We start from the raw sequence: 17,298 nt of genomic DNA, 5'->3' as shown, positions 1-17,298 counted from the left end.
GTGGCGCCGGTCCTGGACCGGCCGCGTGTGCTGGAGCGCAGCCGCGAGCTGGTCGAGCCGGCCCTGCGGGCCGCGGTCGGGGAACTGCACCCCTGGCCGCGCCGCATGGCGTCGTACGCGCTGGGCTGGTGCGACGCGGACGGCGTGCCGCTGCCCGGGGGCGGCGGCAAGGGCGTGCGGCCGGCCCTGGTGGTGCTGGGCACCGAGGCCGTGGGCGTCGCCGCGGAGCACGCGGTGCCGGCGGCGGTCGCGGTGGAGCTGGTGCACACCTTCTCGCTGGTGCACGACGACGTGATGGACGGCGACGAGCGGCGCCGGCACCGGGCGAGCGCCTGGCAGGCGTTCGGCACGGGCCCGGCGGTGCTCGCGGGGGACGCGCTGTTCGCGCTGGCCGTGGAGACGCTGGCGGGCGGTGGCCGGCACGGCGCGGCGGCGGTGCGGCGGGTGGGTGCGGCGCTGCGGGAGCTGGTGGCCGGCCAGGCCGACGACCTGCTCTTCGAGGACCGGCCGTGGACGGGCCCGGAGGCGGTGGCGGTCGCGGAGTACGAGGCCATGGCGGCCGGCAAGACGGGCTCGCTGCTGGCGTGCGCGCTGGCCCTGGGGCCGGTGCTGGGGGGTGCTCCGGCGCCGCTGGTGGAGGTGCTGGCGCGGGCGGGCCGTGAACTGGGCACGGCCTTCCAGGCCGTGGACGACCTGCTGGGCATCTGGGGCGACCCGGCGGCCACGGGCAAGCCGGTGCTGGCGGACCTGGTGCGCGGGAAGAAGACGCTGCCGGTGCTGGCGGCCCTCGCGGCGGGCACGGCGGCGTCCCGGCGGCTGGCGGTGCTGCTGGGGGCGGGCACGGCGCTGGACCCGGCCACGGCCGCGGAGGCCGCCGTGCTCGTGGAGGAGGCGGGCGGACGGCAGTTCGCCCTCGACCGGGCGCGCGGGTGCGCGGATGCGGCGCGGGAGTATTTCACGCACGCCCCCTTCCGTCAGGAGGTCGTCGGGGAGCTGCTGGAGCTCACGGACTTCCTGGTGGACCGGCGGCTGTGACGCTCCGCAGTCACGGCCGGCGCCCGGTGCCGGGGGTGAGAAATTCAGGGTCCGAGCGCTGCGGAATCATTTCTGCAGCGAGCGGTCCAAAGCGGCTCTGTTCACACGGAGTTCATGCCGTAACCTACGCGTTGGGTTGAGGCATGCCGCGTTCCGCATGGTCCTGGACCTCGGCCGCGTACGTGTACGCCCCCGACGAAGCGGGCTTCCGTCGTACCGGCCGACCGACGAGCCGATCGAGCGAAAGGTCCAACGGCTCATGGCGCGCAAGGCTTCTCACGAGCTTTCCGGGCGTCCGGTCTCGAAGGGTCAGATCGACGACATCGTCGAGACCCTGAGGCAGCACTTCCCCTCGCCCTCCATGCGGGAGTTCTCCATAGGCATCGGCAACAACGTCTACACCGAAAGCTCCTTGGAGAAGGTAACGCGATCCGCCGGATCACCGGACATTGTCAGAACTTTTTCGATCGCCGCGCAGAATGGAAAGGAATCTTTCGCGCTGGAGATCCATCCCGACCGGATCAGGATGTCTGCTGACGGCGAGGGATACTTCGCCGACGGCCTGTGCGGGGACGTCCGCCGCATCCTGGACCGCCGCCGCTCCTGGGCGAGCCGGCACGTCCCGCACCGGCTGCGGAAGAGCCTGCGGGTGGCCCTGCCGCTGCTGGCGGTGGCGGACGTCTCGGCCTGCCTCGCCTGGTGGCAGCTGGGCGGCTGGGGGTGGCTGGTCGCGGGCGCCCAGCTGGCCGTGGTCACGGGGCTGCTGCTGTGGGTCGCCAAGTCCCTCTCGTCGTACGTCCTGCTCGACGCGGACGCCCGGCCGCCGTGGAGCCGCACCGAGCGCATCGCCCTGTTCGCGGCGTTCGTCACGCTGGTCGGCGTGGTGCTCGGCGGCGTGAAGATGGTGCGGGACCAGGACTCCTCCCCCGCCGCCCCGGCCGGCCACGTGACGCGCGGCGCCGGCGCGGACCCCGAGGAGCCGGCCGCGAGCCACCCGTCGCGCGGCGAGCCCCGCCACCGACTCCGGCTGCCGGGCGTGTGCGCCCCGGACGCGGAGCGGAGCCCGGGCCCGGGCGGGCGCTGACCCCACCGGCCCCGCTCCTCCGGCCCCCCGCCGGCCGCCCCGGCCGGGGGCCGGGACGCCCCCACCGGGAAATCGTGTGGGCACGCGTACCCCGACGTCCTACCGTGGGCCCATGATCGATGAGCAGAACGCCCCGCACGACCGGGACCGGGAGCCTCGGTACGAGGCGGTCCCCGGTGTCGTCCTGCGGCCCGTCTCCCCGGACGACGCGGAGACGCTCGCCCGCGCCTACCGCCGCAACCGGGACCACCTGCGCCCCTGGGACCCCCGCCGGCCCGAGGTCTTCTACACCACCGAGGGGCAGGCGGCCCGGCTGCGCGACCTGGAGGCGCTGCGGCGCGAGCGGCGCGTGATGCCCTGGGTCCTGGCCGAGGACGACGACCGCGGGGAGATCGTCGGCGTGGTGAACCTCAACAACATCGTCCACGGCGCCTTCCACAGCACCAACCTCGGCTACTGGATCGACGCCGGCCACACCGGGCGCGGCCTGGCCACTGCCGCGGTGTCGGCGGTGTGCACCGACGCGTACGAGCGGCTGGGCCTGCACCGCGTCGAGGCGGGGACGCTCCTGGACAACACCGCCTCGCAGCGGGTCCTGGCCAAGTGCGGGTTCGAGCCGATCGGCATCGCCCGCAACTACCTGCACATCAACGACGCCTGGCGCGACCACCGGCTGTACCAGCGCATCCTCGGCGACCGGCCGCCGGCGGGCTGAGCGACCCCGCCCCGCCCGCGCTCCTTCGGGCGAATCGCGCCCCCGGCCCTTGCCCGCGCCGGGCCGGGGGCGCTGTCCTGGGACCCGCATTGTCCGGAGCACGACACTCAGGGAACGTGCACGTTCCGGTAGATATCGGTCACCAACGGTGACTCGTACCGCAAGTAACGGCACGTTTGCCCAATCGCGCGGGAATCTATGGCTCGCCGTGGCACGGCTGTTACACAACAGCAGGGAAACAGCGGTTTGCGGATCATAGGATCAACCTCATGATCACGCGGGCGACGCGCCCTTGATCAGCCCCTTTATGCCAGCCAACCGCCAACTCCCGCGCGCCCGCCGCGCGGAACGAAGGAGTGACCCCTGTGCCAGGGCGAATACCCCGTCGACGCGTGCTTCAGGTCGCCGGTGGTGGCCTGGTCGTCGGAGCGGGCGCGGTGGGGGCCTGGGAGTGGCTGGCCCCCGGTGCCGAAAAGGGACACCAGGGCGGGGAGTTCCCCGCGCGGCCCGCGAAGGCCGTCACCTCGGAGTCGTTCGTGCACATCATGGCGCACGCCGACGACTCGCTGTACTTCATGAACCCGGAGCTCGAGCAGTCCATACGCAGCGGCGCCCCCTCGGTGACCGTCTGCATGACGGGCGGCGAGTCCGACGGCCGCAACGCGCTCACCCGCACCCCGGGCTACTCCCGGATGCCCGAGAAGCGCCCGGAGTTCGCCCGCGCCCGGATCAACGGCCTGCGCGAGGCGACCGCCCAGATGGCCACCGGTGACTGGCTCAGCCCCTGGACGGTGGAGGCCGTGTCGCTGATGCCCGGCCTCGAGGTCGAGGTGCAGAGCCTCAAGGCGGCCCCGCACATCCAGCTGATCTTCATGGAGCTGGTCGAGGCCCGGTACATCAAGAACCCGGTCCGCGAGTGCCTGCGCGGCCTGTGGCTCGGTGCCACGCCCACGCTCACCACGATGGCGCCGGCCTCCGGCCCGGTGCGCCGCGCGTACAGCTACAGCCGCCAGCAGGTGATCGACTCGCTCACGGCCGTGCTGGACCGCTACCGGCCGACGGTCGTGCGCACCCTGGACCCCACGCCCACGCACCTGGCCAAGCAGCCGCACTACGCGGACACGCCGCCGGAGCTCCAGGGCATCTTCAGCCACGACCACCAGGACCACACGGCCTCGGCGCGCTTCGCGCAGGCCGCGCTGGCCCAGTACTGGGGCCGCAAGCACGCGCGCCCCACGGCCGTGGACAGCTACGTGGGCTACGAGGTCGACACGCTGCCCAGCAACCTGGACCGCCCCACCATCGACCACAAGGTCAAGATCCTCGACGTCTACGGCTGGGCCGACGGCAAGGACTGCGGCGACCCCAACGGCTGCGGCGACCGCAAGGTCGGCGCCCGCTCCAAGGACAGCCGCTGGTCCTTCAACCTCCGCCACCGGGCCACCGGCACCCAGCACTGGGTGCACCCGCTGCCCGACGGCCGGCTCGTGGCCGTCGCGCTCCTCGACGGGCAGGCCCAGTGCTGGACCGAGACCCGGCCCGGCAGCGGCGTGTGGTCGGGCCCCGTGTCGGCCGGCGGCTCGATGCTGGAGGGCCAGGTGCAGGCGCTGCGCCTGAACGACGGCACGCTGCGGCTGTTCTCGGTGCGCACGGTGCTGCCCGGCCCGGCCGGCGGCAAGGACTACCGCCGGGAGATCGTCAGCGCCGCGCAGAAGGGCACGGACGCGAACGGCACGCCGTCCTTCGGCCGGTGGGAGTCGCTGGGCTCGCCCGAGAGCGACCCGGAGCGGTCGCTGGAGGTCGGCTACCCGGTGGCGGTGACCGGCAAGGACGGCGCCCTGCACGTCTTCGTCAAGACCTGGGAGGGCGGGGTGGCCTTCCGCTCCGCCGCCGGCGACGGCGAGTGGTCGGAGTGGCAGCAGCTGCCCACCGGCGGCGGGAAGCCCGTACGGGTCCAGGACGGCATCGACGCGGCCGTGGACGCGCAGGGCCGGGTGCACGTCGTGGCGGCGGACACCAAGACCGTGCACCACTGGGTGGCGGAGGAGTCCGGCGACTCGTTCCGCAAGGCCGACCCGACGCGCCTGCCGGCCACCACGGGCAGCCTGACGCTGGCGCCGCTGAAGGGCGGCGGGATGCGCCTGGCCATGCGCCAGCCGGTCACCGCGCGGGTGGTCATCGCCGACCTGCGGGAGCAGGGCGGCTGGCGGGTCACGGTGCAGTGCGACGCGATGGGCGGCTACGGCCGCGTGTCGCTCGCGCAGGGCGCCAACTCCTCGACGGTGCTGGCCGCGCGCGACGACAAGGGCCGGGTCCGGCTCGCCGCGGGCTCGGGCCGCCCGGGGCCGTGGGTCGACGGCGGCGTGCCGTACCGCGGGACGCCCGCGCTGGCGCAGGACGCCAAGGGCCGTACGGTCGCGGTGGTCCTCGGCATGGACGGCCGGCTCAGCAGCAGCCGCTCGCAGGGCACCGCCCAGGCGCCGTTCGGCGACTGGTTCGCCCACGACGGCAAGGTGCTGCGGGACACCGAGTCCTCCTGAGCCCAGGGGCACAACGACGGGCGGGGCGCCACCCTCACTGGGTGGCGCCCCGCCCGTCATGCCCCGAAGGATCGTTTCCTCAGCGGGCGATGTCCTGCGCGATGACGCGCTCCACGTTGCGTTCCGCCAGCGCCGTGATCGTCACGAACGGGTTGACGCCGATGGAGCCGGGGATCAGCGAGCCGTCGGTGACGTAGAGGTGGTCGTAGCCGCGGACCCGGCCGTAGAGGTCGGTGGCCTTGCCCAGGACGCAGCCGCCCAGCGGGTGGTAGCAGAAGTCGTCGGCGAAGTTCCGCGCGCCCGAGCCGAACAGGTCGTAGCGGTAGATGGTGCCGTTGGCCTTGTTGATGCGGTCGAAGAGCGACTTGGCCGCGGCCACGGCGGGCGCGTTCTGGTCCCGGGTCCAGCGCAGGCCCATCCGGTCGGTGGCGGTGTCGTAGACGAAGGTGCCGCGCTCGGGGTTCTTGGTGATGGCCAGGTAGAGGCTGACCCAGGTCTCCAGTCCGGCGGGCAGCGGCGCGATCTCGGCGAAGACGGGGGCCGCGGGGTTGTCCCAGTCGTCGATGCCGAGGGCGGGTATGGAGGACTGGTGGGCGCCGGTGGGGTTCCACACGTGGTTGGCGCGGGCGGTCATGATGTTGCCGTTGGGGCCCCAGCCGGCGCCTATCTCGGGGCTCAGCTCCGGCAGTGCGCCGGTCTCGCGGGCGCGCAGCAGCAGCTCGGTGGTGCCCAGGCTGCCGGCGCCGAGGAAGAGGTGGGTGCAGGAGAGCTGCTTGCGGGCCACGGTCCGGCCGCGCGTGTCGGTCTCCTCCACGGTCAGCACGTACGCGCCGTCGCGCTGCCGGGTGATGGCCTTCACCTGGTGGAGGGTGCGGATGGTGACCTTGCCGGTGCCCAGGGCGGCGGCGAGGTAGGTGCGGTCCAGGCTCCGCTTGCCGTGGTTGTTGCCGTAGATGACCTCGGTGGCCAGGGCCGACTTGGGGGCCTCGCCGGCCGCCTCGCGGCGCATGTGGTCGAAGTCGTAGACGTTCGGCACGAAGGTGGTGCCCAGCCCGGCCTTGGCCGCCTGCGCCCGCGAGACGCGGGCGAAGCGGTACCACTCGGTCTCCTCGAACCAGCCCGCGTCGATGTGGTTGACCTTCAGCGCGGCGTTGGCGCGCGGGAAGTGACGGGCGTACATCTCCTCCGCGTCGACCTGCGGCAGCACCTCCTCGAAGTAGGAGCGCCGGGGCGTCACGGCCATGCCGCCGTTGACCAGCGAGCCGCCGCCGACGCCGCGCCCGACGTAGACGGACATCTGGCCGAGGTTCACCCGGTCCAGGACGCCGGTGTAGGGGGTGATGTTCTTGTTGACGACGTCCAGCCACAGGAAGGAGCCCAGCGGCGCCTCGGTGCGGCTCTTCAGCCAGGTGGACCGCTCGTCGGGCTTGAGCATGGACGGGAAGACGTTGCCGTCCGCGCCCGGGGTGTCCCACTGCTGCCCCATCTCCAGCATGAGCGTCTCCACGCCCGCCTCGGCCAGGCGCAGGGCGGCGACGGCGGCCCCGTAGCCGGTGCCCACCACGACGGCGGGGGTGTGCGAGCCGTCGGCACCGGCTAACGCGTGGGCCTTGGCCTTGGGGGCCGCGCTGATGGTGGTGGCGCCGGAGAGCGCGGCGGCGCCGAGGGCCGCCAGGCCCAGCAGCCGGCGGCGGGAGAGGGGCTGCCGCGGTGCGGCGGCCGTGCGAGGGTCCACGGATGTCTGGCCTTTCGTCGGGTCGGCGTCGACCGGCGTCGATCACGCCGCCGGTGACGCTAGGGAGATCAAGAAGGGGTGTCAATCTCCCGCAGACCGGGTCGAGGCTGGAACTGAGCGGACCTGTCCGGAATTGATCGACTCATGACCACATCGATACGGCACGGTCTGCACGAGACATATGTCTCCGGTACGCTGCGGCGTTCGCCCGTCACCGACCGACCAACGGAAACCCACGACCGGAGCGATTTCGTGCCGTCACCCTTCGACCCCGCCGTCACCCGCCACCCGGAAACCGCCGCCCGCACGCCCTGGCCGACGACCCTGGACGCGCCGGCGCCCGGCGCCCTCGACCTGTGGCTGCTGCACGTCCCCGACCCCTGGCCGGCCGCGGCCGCCCTCGACCTCGCCCCGCTCGACGCCGGGGAGCGCGCCCGCGCCGCGGCGTTCGTCCGCGACACCGACCGGGTCCGGTACGTCGCCGCCCACCTGATGCTGCGCCGCGTCCTCGGCGCGTACCTCCATCTGCCGCCCGGCGACGTGGAGTTCACCCGCGAGCCGTGCCCCTGCTGCGGCGAGGACCACGGCCGGCCCGCCGTGGCCGCGCCCGGCGCACCGCACTTCTCGCTGTCGCACGGCGGCGGCCTGGTCCTGCTGGGCGTGGCCGCCGGGGCGGTCGGCGTGGACGTCGAGGAACCGCCCGCGGAGAGCACCGTGCGGGACGTCTCGGCGGCGCTGCACCCGGCGGAGCGCGAGGAGGTCGCGGCCGCGCCGCCGGAGCGGCGCGCGGCGGTCTTCGCCCGGCTGTGGGTGCGCAAGGAGGCGTACCTCAAGGGCCTGGGCACCGGCCTCGGCCGCGAACTGGACCTCGACTACCTGGGCAACGGCGGCCCGGGCGCCCCGGCCTGGCCCGAGGGCTGGACGGTGGTCGACGTACCGGTCGGCGCCGGGCACGCGGCGGCCGCCGTGCGCGGTGCGCTGAGCAGCCGGTACGACGTACGGCGGCTGGACCCGGCGGGGCTGGCCGGCTGAGCCGTACGCCCGCGGCGGTTCAGCCGGCCACCGGGGCGGGGGCGGCGACGGAGGCGGTGAACGCCGCCGCGTTCCAGACGCCGTCCAGGCGCGGGGCCAGCCACAGCGGCGCGGCCGAGCGGAACTCCTCCGGGGACAGCGCGCCCGCGCCCTCGGGCACCGCGCCGAGCAGCGGCAGACCGGCCACGACGGGCAGGTCGGCCAGGTTGCAGCGCATGGCGAGGTCCGGTTCGGCCGGCCAGCTGCCGAGGACCACGCCCGCGCAGCTCAGGCCGCGCGCCCGCAGCGCCTCGGCGCTGAGCTCGGTGACGTTGAGGGTGCCCAGGCCCGGCTGGGTGACGAGCAGCACCGGCGCGTCCAGCAGCCGGGCCGCGTCGGCGAGCGTCGACCCCTCGTCGTCCAGGCGGACGAGCAGGCCGCCGGCGCCCTCGACGAGGACCAGGTCGTGGGTGGCGGCCAGCTCCCGCGCGGCCTCCGCGATCTCGTGGGGCCGCACCGGGGCGCGGCCCGCGCGGCGGGCGGCGGTGTTCGGGGCGAGCGGCTCGGGGAAGCGGGCGAGTTCGGCGCCGGTGACCGGGCCGGCGAGGCGGGCGACCTCGGCGACGTCGCCCGGTTCGTCCGGGCCGACCCCGGTCTGGGCGGGCTTGAGCACCGCGACCGACCGGCCCTGGGCCAGCGCGGCCGTCGCCACGGCCGCGGTCACCACGGTCTTGCCGATCTCCGTGCCCGTCCCGGTGACCACCAGCACCGACATGTTGGTGTTCCTCTCTCTTATTGCTCTTATTGCCCTTGTTGCCGTGGGGGGTGCTGCCCCGGGTCAGCCCTCGCGTGCGGCGGCGCGCACGGCGGCGCAGATCCGCGCGAGGTCGTCCTCGCCGGTGATGTAGGGCGGCATGGTGTAGATGAGGTTGCGGAAGGGCCGCAGCCAGGCCCCTTCGCGGACGGCGGCGCGGGTGGCCGCCACCACGTCCACCTCGTGGTCGAGCTCGACCACGCCGATGGCGCCGAGCACGCGCACGTCCCGTACGCCGGGCGCACCGGCCAGGGGGGCGAGGCCCTCGCTCAGCCCGGCCCCGACCGTCTTGACCTCGGTGCGCCAGTCGCGGGAGAGCAGCAGGTCGAGGGAGGCGTTGGCGACGGCGCAGGCCAGCGGGTTGCCCATGAAGGTGGGGCCGTGGGCGAGCACGGGCACCTCGCCGGAGCTGATGCCGTCGGCCACGCGCGACGTGCACAGGGTGGCCGCGAGCGTCATGTAGCCGCCGGTCAGGGCCTTGCCGAGGCACATCACGTCGGGGGTGATGCCCGCGTGGTCCGCGGCGAAGAGCGCGCCGGTGCGGCCGAAGCCGGTGGCGATCTCGTCGAGGACGAGCAGCACGTCGTGCGCGTCGCACAGGTCGCGCAGCACCCGCAGGTACTCCGGGGAGTGGAAGCGCATGCCGCCGGCGCCCTGGACGACGGGTTCGACGATCACCGCGGCCAGCTCGTGGGCGTGCCGGGCGAGGGTCTCCTCCAGGTGGGCGGCGTAGGCGGCGTCGGTGCCGGCGTCGAAGCCGTCCGGCGGGGCGTCGGCGAACACGTGCCGGGGCAGGGCCCCGGACCACAGCTCGTGCATCCCGCCGTCGGGGTCGCACACGGCCATGGGCTGCCAGGTGTCACCGTGGTAGCCGCCGCGCCACGTCATCAGGCGGCGCTTCTCCGGCCGGCCGACGGAGCGCCAGTACTGGAGGCACATCTTCACGGCGACCTCGACCGACACCGATCCGGAGTCGGCGAGGAAGACGTGTTCGAGACCGTCGGGGGTGAGCTCGACCAGCCGGGCGGCCAGCCGCACGGCGGGCTCGTGGGTGAGCCCGCCGAACATCACATGACTCATCCGCCCCAGCTGTTCCTGAGCGGCCTGGTTGAGCACCGGGTGGTTGTAGCCGTGCACGGCCGACCACCACGACGACATGCCGTCGACCAGCTCGTACGGCTCCTCCCCCGGGCCGCCGGCCATGCGGAGCCGTACGCCGGATGCGCTCTCCACGACCAGCGGCTCCTGGCGGCCGGGCATCGGCCCGTAGGGGTGCCACACGTGCTGCCGGTCGAGGGCGAGCAGCGCCTCGGTGCCGAGCGGCTCAGGCATTGGGCGGCAGGTCGGTGCCGGCGCCACGGCGGCGCACCGCCACCAGGTCCGTACGGGCCTGGTCCGCGGCCGGCACGGCGGCCGGTGCGGGGGCGCAGCCGCCGGTGGGGGCGCAGGTCGCGGCGGTGTCCGCGGGGGCGCCGTCGCCGCAGGGGCCACAGCCGCCGCCGGAGTGACCGCCGCAGCCACCGGCCGCTCCGGCCGCCTCCAGGGCGTCCGCGCGGTGGGTGGGCAGCGTGGTGGTGCCGGCGCCCTCCACCTCGAAGCCGGCGTCGGCGATCATCGCCAGGTCGGCCTTGCCCTCCTGGCCCTCACTGGTGAGGTAGTCGCCGAGGAAGATGGAGTTGACGACGTGCAGGGCGAGCGGCTGGAGCGAGCGCAGGTGCACCTCGCGGCCGCCGGCGAGCCGGACCTCCACGTCGGGGCAGACGAACCGGACCATGGCCAGGATGCGCAGGCAGCGCTGCGGGGTGAGGTTCCACTCCTTGGCCAGCGGGGTGCCCTCGAAGGGGATGAGGAAGTTGACCGGGACCGAGTCCGGGTCGAGCTCGCGCAGCGAGAAGACGACGTCGACGAGGTCCTCGTCGCTCTCGCCCATGCCCGCGATCAGGCCGGAGCAGGCCGACATGCCGGCCGACTGGGCCTGGTGCACGGTGTCGACGCGGTCGGCGTAGGTGTGGGTGGTGGTGATGTCCCCGTAGGTGGCCTCGGAGGTGTTGAGGTTGTGGTTGTAGGCGTCGGCGCCGGCCGCGCGCAGCCGCTCCGCCTGGCCCTCGGAGAGCAGGCCGAGGCAGGCGCACACCTCGATGCCCTCGTTCTGCTCCTTGATGGTCTGGATGGTCTGCGACACCCGGTCGACGTCGCGGTCCGTGGGGCCGCGGCCGCTGGCCACGAGGCAGACCCGCTTGGCACCGCCGGCGACGCCCGCGGCGGCCGCCTTGGACGCCTCGTCGGGCTTGAGCCAGGTGTACTTGAGGATCTCGGCCTTGGAACCGAGCCGCTGCGAGCAGTAGGAGCAGTCCTCCGGGCAGAGGCCCGACTTCAGGTTGACGAGGTAGTTGAGTTTCACCCGTCGCCCGAACCACTGCCGGCGCACCTTGCCGGCCGCGGCCACCACGTCGAGCAGCTCGTCGTCGGAGGTCGCCAGCACGGCGAGCGCCTCTTCGCGGGTCGGCAGCTCGCGCCGCAACCCCTTCTCCACCAGCGTGTTCAGCAGGTCCATGGCGCAGATCCTCGCTCACGCGACCGTCCCGGGCCAAGGAGAGATCGCACAAGGACGGGTGATTCCCATGTGTGTATCACCACATCCCGCACCGCCCGCGGCGGAGGCTAGGTTTATGCGAACCCACCAAACCACGCCCCGCCACCCCCGAGGGACCGCCATGCCCCAGGACCCGTTCGACTGGATCGACGACCGGCGCGCCCGCCTGGAGTCCGCCGGGCTGCTGCGCTCGCTGCGCCCGCGCGCGGCCGGGTCGGACGCCGTCGATCTCGCCGGCAACGACTACCTGGGTCTGACCCGGCACGAGGAGGTCACGGCGGCGGCGGGCGAGGCGGCCCGGCGCTGGGGCGCGGGCGCCACCGGCTCCCGGCTGGTCACCGGCAGCACCCAGCTGCACGCGCAGCTGGAGGAGGAGCTTGCGGCGTTCTGCGGTGCAGAGTCCGCTCTGGTCTTCTCGTCCGGTTATGCCGCCAATCTGGCGGCCGTCACCGCGCTGACCGGCCCGCCGGGCGGCGGCGCGCCGAGCCTGCTGGTGAGCGACGAGGCCAACCACGCCTCGCTCATCGACGGCTGCCGGCTCTCGCGCGCCGAGCGCGCCGTGGTCCCGCACGCCGACCCCGACGCCGTGGCCAAGACCCTGGCCGCGCACGACGGCCCGGCGCTGGCGGTCACCGACTCCGTCTTCTCCGTCGACGGCGACGCCGCCCCCCTGCCCGCCCTGGCCGCCGCCTGCCGCGCCCACGGCGCGGCCCTTCTGGTCGACGACGCGCACGGGCTGGGCGTCCTGGGCGACGGCGGCCGGGGCGCCGTGCAGGCCGCGGGGCTGGCCGGGGCCGGCGACGTGGTGGCCACCGTCACGCTCTCCAAGTCGCTGGGCAGCCAGGGCGGCGCGGTGCTGGGCCCGGCCCGCGTCGTCGAGCACCTGGTGAGCACCGCGCGGACGTTCATCTTCGACACCGGCCTCGCACCGGCCGCGGCGGGCGGCGCCCTGGCGGCCCTGGAGGTGCTGCGCCGGGAGCCCTGGCGGGCGGCCCGGGTCCGGGCCGTGGCCGCGGAACTGCACGGGACGCTGACGGCGGCGGGCCTGACGGCCGCGCGCCCGGACGCCGCGGTGGTGTCCGTCCACGCGCCGTCGCCCGGGGCGGCGGTGCGCTGGGCCGCGGACTGCCGGGCGGCGGGGCTGCTCGTGGGGTGCTTCCGGCCGCCGTCGGTGCCGGACGGCATCTCGCGGCTGCGGCTGACCGCGCGCGCGGACCTGTCGGACGCGCAGGTCGCACGGGCCGTCGAGACGATCCTGGCGACGGCGCCCGAGGGCGCATGAGCCCTCGGGGCCCGGCACGGACGACGCGCGGGCCGGCCGCGCACGGTCGCCCGCGTAACGCTGCCTCACGTACCCGTCACCCGTGTCCCGGGGTCGGCAGCGGTCCATTATGGCGCCCGGTCCGGAACGTTCCGGTCGATTTTCCCCTCCTTCACCGCTTCGGGCGACAGATGCCGTCACGATCCGGTGGTCGGCACGCACCCTGCCGGAACCCGGTGGCAGGCTGTCGCCGAAAGCCGCCCGGAAGGGGACCGCGCGATGGCCGACCTGATGGAAGCGACCGTCACCCTGCCGAGCGCCCCCGCATCGGTCCCCGTCGCCCGGCGCCACGTCACCGGTGCACTGGAACGGTGGGGCCTGGCCGCCGGGGCGGAGGAGGCCGAGGTGGCCCGGCTCGTCGTCTCCGAGCTCGCCACCAACGCCGTGCTGCACACCCGGGAGGAGTCCCCCGAGTTCACCGTGGAGGTGCGGGTGGACCGGGACGGACGGCTGTGGATCGGGGTCACCGACAGTCATCCGCGTCCGCCCCGGCGGCTTCCGGCAGCGGTGCAGCAGGACAACGGGCGCGGGCTGGTCATCGTCCGCTTCCTCGCGGCCGAGCGCGGCGGGGGGCTGTCGGTGGTGCCGACCGCCGAGGGCGGCAAGACCGTGTGGGTCCGCCTGCCGTGGCCGGTGCCCGTACGCTGACCGAGCCGTGGGAACGGGAAGAGGGGGCGGGGAACGGGTGCCGGGCCGGGGGCCGTTGTGCGGCGGCCGGCCGTGGGGTCAGCCGTTCACCCGGCCGTAGGAGACGTTCTTCGACCAGATCCGCTCGCGGCGGACCACGGAACCGGTCTTCGGCGCGTGCCAGATGACGCCGTCACCGGCGTAGATGCCGACGTGGTAGACGCCGCCCCGGCCGTGGAAGAAGACGAGGTCGCCCATCTGCCGTGCGGAGGCGGGGATGTGGTGGGTGCGGTTGTACTGTTCCTCGGCGGTGCGCGGCAGTTGCTTGCCGGCCCGCTTGAAGGCGTACTGGGTCAGCCCCGAGCAGTCGAAGCGGTACGGACCGGTGGCCCCCCACTGGTACGGGGAGCCCGCCTTGGACGCGGCGATCCACAGGGCGGCCGTGGAGACCGACGAGGCGTCCGCGGCCGGGGCGGCGCCCGGCAGGATCGCCGTGGCGCCGACGGCCGCGAGCGTCAGGGCCGAAGCGGCCCCCGCCCTGGACAGCATTGAGGGACGATGGTGAGCGCCCATGCCAAACCCTTCGTCAGCCGCCTGTGAAGGATGACCTGTCGGGTTCGGGCAGGCGAAGAATGCCCGGCCGCGGCTGCGGCTTCACCCCAAGGGGACTCCCGTCCGGCGTCGCCGCCCGGTCGCCCCCGCCGTGCCTGGGTCCTCCATCCCTGCCGATGCCCTTCTGTCGACCAGGCGCCCGGAGCGGCGGCAGGGTTCGGCGTCCGCCCGGACCGCCCCGCCGTGGTGGCGGGGTCTTGTCGTCGCAGGGATCTTGTCCCAGCCGGCCGGGCCATTCCGAGGGGAACCGGCGGGATGTGAGCCTCGTCACCTCTGCCCAATTCGACTGGACGCGAGGCGGTTTGATCCTTGCGGGCCGGACCGGCTGACCCGTTCACCTGCGGCTCGGCGATCTCCGCGAGCGCCGCGTGCGCGCACGGTCCGGGATGATCGCTGCGCCACGTCTACGATCGGCTCCGCCGTCGGAACGAGATCGGGGGAAGAATGTTTCCGTTCCCGGCGCGGCGGACCACCGCGCCGGCGCCGGCCGCCCGGCCCGCCGGGCGAGGGCCACGACCGGCACCGCGCGCGTCCGCCCTTCCCCCAACATCCCCACGCACCCCGTCCGTTCACTCCGCCGGGACGGCCGCGGCGGCGTCCCGGCCGGGCCCGTCGCGGCGGGCACGAGCGTCTGCGCGGCTCGTAGTCCGGCGTACGTGTCCCTGCGTCGGGACCGCAGTGATCCGTCCGAGGAGATCCCGTACCGGCGGAGCGGCATGATCCCGCAGCGGTCGTCCATGACAACGCAAAGGCCCGGTTAACGCGTTGGAAAAGGTTGCGCCCTAATCTGCAATCTGTGCTCCCGGGGTACGGAACCCCAGGTCAACCCTGTGCTGAGGTGGCTGCATGCGACTGTCCCCCCACGAGCAGGAACGCCTGCTCATCCACGTGGCCGCCGACGTCGCCGAGCGGCGGCGCGCCCGCGGCCTGCGGCTCAACCACCCCGAGGCGGTGGCCCTGATCACCGTGCATGTCCTCGAGGGCGCCCGCGACGGGCGCACCGTGGCGGAGCTGATGTCCACCGGGCGCAAGGTGCTCGCCCGCGAGGAGGTCATGGAGGGCGTCCCCGAGATGATCCCCGACGTGCAGGTCGAGGCCACGTTCCCGGACGGCACCAAGCTCGTCACCGTCCACCAGCCCATCGCGTGAACCGGAGACGCCCGTGATACCCGGTGAGGTCCTGTACGCCGACGAGCCGGTGCGGCTCAACGAGGGCACGCACCCCGTGCGGCTGACCGTGCTCAACACCGCCGACCGGCCCGTGCAGGTCGGCTCCCACTACCACTTCGCGGAGGCCAACCCGGGGCTCGCCTTCGACCGCGCGGCCGCCCACGGGCGGCGGCTGGACATCGCCGCCGGCACCGCCGTCCGCTTCGAGCCGGGCATCCCCGTGGAGGTCGGCCTGGTGCCCATCGGCGGCAAGCGCGTGGTCGAGGGCCTGCGCGGCGCGTGCGGGGGACCCCTCGATGCCTGAGCTCTCCCGCCCCGCGTACGCCGACCTGTACGGGCCCACGACCGGCGACCGGCTGCGCCTGGCCGACACGGCCCTGCTGGTGGAGATCGAGGAGGACCGCTGCGGCGGCCCCGGACGCGCCGGCGACGAGGCCGTGTTCGGCGGCGGCAAGGTCATCCGCGAGTCGATGGGCCAGGCCCGCACCACCCGCGCCGAGGGCGCGCCGGACACCGTCGTCACCGGCGCGGTGGTGCTGGACCACTGGGGCGTGGTCAAGGCCGACGTGGGCATCCGCGACGGCCGGATCACCGGCATCGGCAAGGCCGGCAACCCCGACACCATGGACGGGGTCCACCCCGACCTCGTCATCGGCCCCGAGACCGAGATCATCTCCGGCAACGGCCGCATCCTCACCGCGGGTGCCGTGGACGCGCACGTCCACTTCATCTGCCCGCAGATCGCCGACGAGGCGCTCGCCTCGGGCGTGACCACCCTGCTGGGCGGCGGCACGGGCCCCGCCGAGGGCAGCAAGGCCACCACCGTCACGCCCGGTTCGTGGCACCTCGCCCGCATGTTCCAGGCCCTCGACGGCCACCCGGTCAACATCGGCCTGCTGGGCAAGGGCAGCACCGTCTCCGCCGAGGCGCTCCACGCCCAGCTGCGCGGCGGCGCCGTCGGCTTCAAGATCCACGAGGACTGGGGGGCCACCCCGGCCGTCATCGACGCGTGCCTGCGCGTGTGCGAGGAGAGCGGCGCACAACTCGCCCTCCACACCGACACCCTCAACGAGGCCGGGTTCGTCGCCGACACGCTCGCCGCCATCGCGGGGCGGTCGGTGCACACGTACCACACCGAGGGCGCCGGCGGCGGGCACGCTCCGGACATCATCACGGTCGTCTCCGAGCCCAACGTCCTGCCCAGCTCCACCAATCCGACCCGGCCGCACACCGTCAACACCGTCGAGGAGCACCTCGACATGCTGATGGTCTGCCACCACCTCAACCCCGCCGTCCCCGAGGACCTCGCCTTCGCCGAGTCCCGCATCCGGCCCGGCACCATCGCCGCCGAGGACGTGCTGCACGACCTCGGGGCGATCTCCATCATCTCCTCCGACTCGCAGGCCATGGGGCGCGTCGGCGAAGTGGTACTGCGCACCTGGCAGACGGCGCACGTCATGAAGCAGCGCCGCGGCGCCCTCCCCGGCGACGGCGCGGCCGACAACCGGCGGGCCCGCCGGTACGTCGCGAAGTACACCATCAACCCGGCCGTGGCCCAGGGCCTGGACCACGAGATCGGCTCGGTGGAGACCGGCAAGCTCGCGGACCTGGTGCTGTGGGAGCCCGCGTTCTTCGGGGTGCGGCCGCTGCTCGTCCTCAAGGGCGGGCAGATCGCGTACGCGCAGATGGGCGACGCCAACGCGTCGATCCCCACGCCCCAGCCGGTGCTGCCGCGGCCCATGTTCGGCGCGCTGGGCCGGGCGCCGGCCCACAACTCGGTGAACTTCGTGACGGACCGGGCGCTCGACGACGGGCTGCCGGAACGGGTGGGGGTGGGCAAGCGGTTCGTGCCCATCCGCTCGACGCGCGGCGTGACCAAGGCGGACCTGCGCAACAACGACGCGATGCCGCGGGTGGAGGTCGACCCCGACACGTTCACGGTGTCGATCGACGGCGACCCCGTCGAGCCGGCGCCGGTGAGCGAACTGCCGATGGCTCAGCGGTACTTCCTGTTCTGACAGTTCCGAGGGGCGGCGACACG

Annotated in this window: 15 protein-coding genes; 10 read left to right on the top strand and 5 right to left on the bottom strand. The window is 74.1% G+C overall.

All coding sequences use genetic code 11. The features are described from left to right. The 4 genes from IE305_RS04890 (at position 1) to IE305_RS04875 (ending at position 5,374) form a co-directional block, all read left to right on the top strand. On the top strand, positions 1 to 1,035 hold the full coding sequence (locus tag IE305_RS04890; RefSeq protein ID WP_229890538.1) for a polyprenyl synthetase family protein: 1,035 nt from the start codon (positions 1 to 3) through the stop codon (positions 1,033 to 1,035). A gap of 259 nt (positions 1,036 to 1,294) precedes the next feature. Continuing rightward, the gene (locus IE305_RS04885) at positions 1,295 to 2,119 is read left to right on the top strand and encodes a hypothetical protein (RefSeq protein WP_190128085.1); all 825 of its coding nucleotides are present in this window, start codon (positions 1,295 to 1,297) and stop codon (positions 2,117 to 2,119) included. Positions 2,120 to 2,231: 112 nt separating this feature from the next. Further along, positions 2,232 to 2,834, top strand: coding sequence for a GNAT family N-acetyltransferase (locus IE305_RS04880; RefSeq protein WP_190128084.1), 603 nt, complete (start codon positions 2,232 to 2,234; stop codon positions 2,832 to 2,834). A 392-nt stretch (positions 2,835 to 3,226) separates the two neighbouring features. After that, complete coding sequence (locus tag IE305_RS04875; RefSeq protein ID WP_229890536.1) at positions 3,227 to 5,374, top strand: PIG-L family deacetylase; 2,148 nt, start codon at positions 3,227 to 3,229, stop codon at positions 5,372 to 5,374. A gap of 79 nt (positions 5,375 to 5,453) precedes the next feature. Here IE305_RS04875 and IE305_RS04870 read toward each other — a convergent pair whose 3' ends face one another. Then, entirely contained in the window at positions 5,454 to 7,109 is a 1,656-nt protein-coding gene (locus IE305_RS04870) for a GMC oxidoreductase (protein WP_229890534.1), read from the bottom strand. Positions 7,110 to 7,361: 252 nt separating this feature from the next. Between IE305_RS04870 and IE305_RS04865 the strand changes: the two genes are divergently transcribed. Beyond that, complete coding sequence (locus IE305_RS04865) at positions 7,362 to 8,141, top strand: 4'-phosphopantetheinyl transferase family protein (protein ID WP_190128082.1); 780 nt, start codon at positions 7,362 to 7,364, stop codon at positions 8,139 to 8,141. 19 nt (positions 8,142 to 8,160) lie between these two features. Here the strand turns inward: IE305_RS04865 and bioD are convergent, their stop codons facing one another. The 3 genes from bioD to bioB all read right to left on the bottom strand — a co-directional run bounded on the left by bioD (position 8,161) and on the right by bioB (position 11,488). Continuing rightward, positions 8,161 to 8,895 carry a dethiobiotin synthase gene (bioD, locus tag IE305_RS04860; RefSeq protein ID WP_190128081.1) on the bottom strand — a complete coding sequence of 245 codons (735 nt, stop codon included), beginning with the start codon at positions 8,893 to 8,895 and terminating at the stop codon, positions 8,161 to 8,163. A 63-nt stretch (positions 8,896 to 8,958) separates the two neighbouring features. Beyond that, a complete protein-coding gene (locus tag IE305_RS04855; protein WP_190128080.1) occupies positions 8,959 to 10,266 on the bottom strand; it encodes an adenosylmethionine--8-amino-7-oxononanoate transaminase in 1,308 nt (435 codons plus the stop codon). Then, positions 10,259 to 11,488 carry a biotin synthase BioB gene (gene bioB, locus IE305_RS04850; protein ID WP_190128079.1) on the bottom strand — a complete coding sequence of 410 codons (1,230 nt, stop codon included), beginning with the start codon at positions 11,486 to 11,488 and terminating at the stop codon, positions 10,259 to 10,261. The genes IE305_RS04855 and bioB overlap by 8 nt, the downstream gene beginning before the upstream one ends. Positions 11,489 to 11,648: 160 nt before the next feature. Between bioB and IE305_RS04845 the strand changes: the two genes are divergently transcribed. Further along, on the top strand, positions 11,649 to 12,809 hold the full coding sequence (locus IE305_RS04845; protein WP_190128078.1) for an 8-amino-7-oxononanoate synthase: 1,161 nt from the start codon (positions 11,649 to 11,651) through the stop codon (positions 12,807 to 12,809). 258 nt (positions 12,810 to 13,067) lie between these two features. Then, complete coding sequence (locus tag IE305_RS04840; protein ID WP_190128077.1) at positions 13,068 to 13,496, top strand: ATP-binding protein; 429 nt, start codon at positions 13,068 to 13,070, stop codon at positions 13,494 to 13,496. A gap of 78 nt (positions 13,497 to 13,574) precedes the next feature. Here the strand turns inward: IE305_RS04840 and IE305_RS04835 are convergent, their stop codons facing one another. Next, positions 13,575 to 14,048, bottom strand: coding sequence for a C40 family peptidase (locus IE305_RS04835; RefSeq protein WP_190128076.1), 474 nt, complete (start codon positions 14,046 to 14,048; stop codon positions 13,575 to 13,577). Positions 14,049 to 14,933: 885 nt separating this feature from the next. On the opposite strand from IE305_RS04835, the gene IE305_RS04830 reads away from it, so the two are divergent. From IE305_RS04830 to IE305_RS04820, 3 genes are read left to right on the top strand one after another with little or no spacing between them, the layout of a single operon-like run. Then, positions 14,934 to 15,236, top strand: coding sequence for an urease subunit gamma (locus tag IE305_RS04830; RefSeq protein ID WP_190128075.1), 303 nt, complete (start codon positions 14,934 to 14,936; stop codon positions 15,234 to 15,236). Positions 15,237 to 15,249: 13 nt separating this feature from the next. Beyond that, positions 15,250 to 15,561: an urease subunit beta gene (locus IE305_RS04825; protein ID WP_190128074.1), complete on the top strand. Its 312-nt coding sequence runs from the start codon at positions 15,250 to 15,252 to the stop codon at positions 15,559 to 15,561. After that, positions 15,554 to 17,275 carry an urease subunit alpha gene (locus IE305_RS04820; RefSeq protein WP_190128073.1) on the top strand — a complete coding sequence of 574 codons (1,722 nt, stop codon included), beginning with the start codon at positions 15,554 to 15,556 and terminating at the stop codon, positions 17,273 to 17,275. Before IE305_RS04825 ends, IE305_RS04820 begins: the two co-directional genes overlap by 8 nt. The last annotated feature ends 23 nt before the right edge of the window (positions 17,276 to 17,298 follow it).

Source organism: Streptomyces mashuensis, from assembly GCF_014654785.1.
Classification (GTDB): Bacteria; Actinomycetota; Actinomycetes; order Streptomycetales; family Streptomycetaceae; genus Streptomyces; species Streptomyces mashuensis.
The sequence above is the reverse complement of the archived record's forward strand: the minus strand, read 5'-3'. Positions and strand labels throughout refer to the sequence as shown.